The sequence below is a fragment of the Cellulomonas sp. ACRRI genome (genome assembly GCF_022346185.1).
Taxonomy (GTDB): Bacteria; Actinomycetota; Actinomycetes; order Actinomycetales; family Cellulomonadaceae; genus Cellulomonas.
On the sequence record NZ_JAKRMS010000218.1, the window covers coordinates 1 to 3,536 of the forward strand.

Here is a 3,536-nt window from a genome sequence, read left to right on the forward strand (position 1 = left end):
GGGACCGGTGGGGGTGGGTCGAGGTGGACCTCGAACGCCGGCCCATCCGACTCGGGGACGTCACCGACGACGAGGTCGCGCAGTCCGTCGGCGCGGAGCTGGTCCAGGGTGCGGGGGTCGCCCAGGGCCTTGGCGGTGCGGGCGGTGTGGTGCAGGACCCCGTCGACCCGGGTCGCGTCCTCGGCGGCCAGGACCACCCACATCGCGGCCATCCCGTGCGGCCGCCCGCGGGGCCGGGTGACACGCCGGGTGCACCGGGCGCGGGTGTTGCGCCCGGCCTCCCCCTTAGGGTCGGCGATCCGGACCTCCCGGGCCACGCGCTGCTCCAGCTGCCGGCGGGAGCACTGGGCGGCGTCGGGCAGGACCGCGTCCTCCACCGCGTGCGCGGCCTCGTAGGGCAGGTCGATCAACCCGGCGGCCAACACCTCGGCCTTGCCCGCGTCGATGTGCCCCGTCTCCAACGCCTGGCGGGTGGCGGCGAGCATCCCGTCCAGGGTCAGTGCCCGGTGCACCGCCTTGTTCGCGGTCATCAGCGACCAGCCCAACCGCATCGCCAACTCATCCCCGGCCACGCACCCCTGGGTGGGTGGGGCACCAGCGAGGGGTGACCACTGGGGGCTCATCTCCGGGCGGTTCGCCAGTTCGGCGACGGCGTCGAGCATCGCGGCGTGCTGATGGGCCTCCATCCGCGCCCGCGCGGCGACCACCTCCACGAGGATCGCCGGGGCCAGCACCGTCAGGTCCAGCCCGCGCAACCAAGCGTCGAGCACCGGCCCGGGAGGGCAGGCGGCGATCGCCTCGACCTGCCGTTGCTCGCCCGTCCTGGGCGCCCCGCCGAACGCCACCACGGGGTCCGGGCCGTAGTCGGTCAGGCACGTCCCGTCGGGCCCGTAGACCGGCAGCACCGGGTCGGCGACCACGTCGCCTCCGGGGTGTTCCTGCAGGTCAGCCATGCAAGAACGCTACCGGCGACCACCCACACGACCCCGGGCCGCGCGGCCCCGTCTGGGGACGCAGCGCGCCGTCTGCCCTGTGGAGGAGTCGGCGCCGCCTCGCTGAGCGTGCGACGTCGTCGGGCCGCCCCCGACGCACGCGCGCCCCGCGGGTCGCGAGGACCGACGGGGCGCGAGCGGGGCGGTGCGTCAGCGCTTCAGGTTCACGAGCTCCTGCAGCACCTCGTCCGAGGTGGTGATCACGCGGGAGTTCGCCTGGAAGCCGCGCTGGGCGATGATCAGCTGCGTGAACTCCGTGGACAGGTCCACGTTGCTCATCTCCAGCGAGCCGGACGACATGGTGCCGCGGCCGCCGGTGCCGGCGGAGCCGATCTGCGGGTCGCCCGAGTTCACCGTGGTGGTGAACAGCGAGCCGCCCGCCTTCGACAGGCCGGAGGGGTTGGTGAACGACGCCATCGCGATCTTGCCGAGCGCCTGCTTCAGGCCGTTGCTGAACGAGCCGGTGATGGTGCCGTCCGAGCCCAGCGTGAACGACTCGAGGATGCCGGCGGCGTAGCCGTCCTGCTTGTCGGCGGCGACGGTGTCGACGCCGGCCATGCCGGTGACCCCGGTGAGGTCGACGGTCACGCCGCCGAGCGCGAACGTGGTGTCGGCGAACGTCGGCTTGCCGGCCGCGTCGAAGGTGAGCGCCACGGAGCCGGTCGCCGGGTAGGTGGCGGTGCCGTCGGTCGCGGTCATGGTCCAGCCGGTGGCGCCCTTGACGAACTCGAGCTCGACCTCGCGGGCGTTGCCGAGCGCGTCGTACGCCTTGACCGACACGGTCTTCGTCTTGCCCACCTCGGCGTCGGCCTGCAGGTTGCCGGAGAACGGCGTGGTGGTCGTCGCCTTCGCCGGCATGACGGTGCCGACGCCGACCTTGATGTCACCGACCTGGCCGGACGTGTCGATCGCGCCGGTGGCGTCGGCCGCCCAGCCCTGGACGATCGCGCCGTCGCCCGGCAGCACCATCTGGCCGGTCGAGTCGAAGTCGAACGAACCGGCGCGCGTGTAGTACTGCTGCGTGCCCTGGCGGACGACGAAGAAGCCGTCGCCGGAGATCATCATGTCGGTGCTGCGGCCGGTGAGCTGCGCGGCGCCCTGCGTGAAGTTGGTGGTGATGCCGGCGACCTGCACGCCGAGGCCGACCTGCGCCGGGTTCTGGCCGCCGACGCCGTCCTGGGCGCCCGAGGCCGCGTTGAGCATCTGGCTCAGGGTGTCCTGGAACTGGATCTGGGAGGCCTTGAAGCCGGTGGTGTTGACGTTCGCGATGTTGTTGCCGGTGACGTCGAGCATCGTCTGGTGGCTGCGCAGACCGCTGATGCCGGAGAAGAGGGAGCGGAGCATGGTGGTTCCCTTCGGGTGAGGTGGGCCGGACCGCGGTCAGGCGGTGGTCGTGGAGTCGGTGGGGGCGGTGGCCGTGTCGTCGTCCTCGGCGGGCGGGGTGCTGCCGGCCGGGGTGACGGTCGCGACGGCGTCGAGCGGGAGCTGGGTCTTCCCGACGGTCAGGGTCGGGACGCTGGCGGAGTAGTCGACGCCGGAGACGACACCGGTCTGGGTCTTCCCGTCGGCGTCCTTCCAGGTGACCTGCTGGCCGACGAGGTCGGCGGCGGCCATCCGCATCTGGAGCCCGAACTGCTCGCGGGACGACGCCTGGATCTCCGAGAGGGACTCCATCATCGACAGCTGCGTGGTCTGCGCCATCATGTCGCTGGTGTCCATCGGGCTGCTGGGGTCCTGGTTGGACAGCTGCGCCACCAGGAGCTTGAGGAACGTGTCCTTGTCGAGCGTCTTGCTCGGGGTGCTGGTGGTCGCCGCGGTCGCGTCGGCGGTCGAGCCACCGATGTACGAGACGGGGATGGCGGTCACGGGGGGTCCCTCCGGTCAGACGAGCAGGTCGAGGCCGCCGGCGTGGGCCGACGGGCGGGTGGGTGCGGGTGCGGCGGCTGCCGGGGCGGCGCCGGTGCCGGTGCCGGGGCGGCTGCCGTCCGGGCGGCCGCCCTCGCGGCGGCCCGCCGCGTCCGCGCCGGCGCGGTCGCCCGGGCCGGAGCCGTCGGCGCCGAGCCGGACGTCCGAGGACAGCCCGGTGGCTGCGAGGTCGCGGCGCAGGTCGGGCAGCGACTGCTTGAGCGCGTCCCGGGCGGCGTCCGTCGCGCCGACGAGCTCGACGCGCACGGCCTCGGCCGTGATGTGCGCGACGACCTTGACCGGGCCGAAGTGCTCCGGGTCGACGTGCAGCGTGAGCACGTGCTGGCCGTTGCCGGCCGAGCGGAGCGCGGGCAGCTGCTCGCCGATCTTGGCCGCCAGCTGGTCGGACAGCGGTGCCGGCGCGGCGGTGGCCGCGGCGACCCGGTGCTGGACGGTGCCGACCTGCAGCGCCGCCGGGGCGGCCGCGGGGGCGGCCGGCGCGGGCGCCGGGGCGGTGTCGTCGGCCGGGGCCGCCGCCGCGGCGGCGGGCTCGGCGGTCTCGGCGGCGGCGGGCGCGGTCGCAGCGGGCGCGGTCGCGGCGGGTGCGGCGACCGCGGCGTCGGCCGGGCGGGCGGCGGG

At 74.5% G+C, this 3,536-nt stretch carries 4 protein-coding genes; all 4 read right to left on the reverse strand.

Annotated elements, in window-relative coordinates:
- A partial coding sequence (locus MHY85_RS20590) for a DUF222 domain-containing protein (RefSeq protein ID WP_239200243.1) occupies window positions 1-953 on the reverse strand: 953 nt, incomplete at its 3' end.
- Between the two features lie 189 nt (window positions 954-1,142).
- The gene (locus tag MHY85_RS20595) at window positions 1,143-2,336 is read right to left on the reverse strand and encodes a flagellar hook protein FlgE (protein ID WP_239200246.1); all 1,194 of its coding nucleotides are present in this window, start codon (window positions 2,334-2,336) and stop codon (window positions 1,143-1,145) included.
- Window positions 2,337-2,372: 36 nt separating this feature from the next.
- Window positions 2,373-2,858, reverse strand: a complete 486-nt coding sequence (locus tag MHY85_RS20600) for a flagellar hook assembly protein FlgD (protein WP_239200249.1) — start codon at window positions 2,856-2,858, stop codon at window positions 2,373-2,375.
- Between the two features lie 15 nt (window positions 2,859-2,873).
- A partial coding sequence (locus MHY85_RS20605; protein ID WP_239200252.1) for a flagellar hook-length control protein FliK occupies window positions 2,874-3,536 on the reverse strand: 663 nt, incomplete at its 5' end.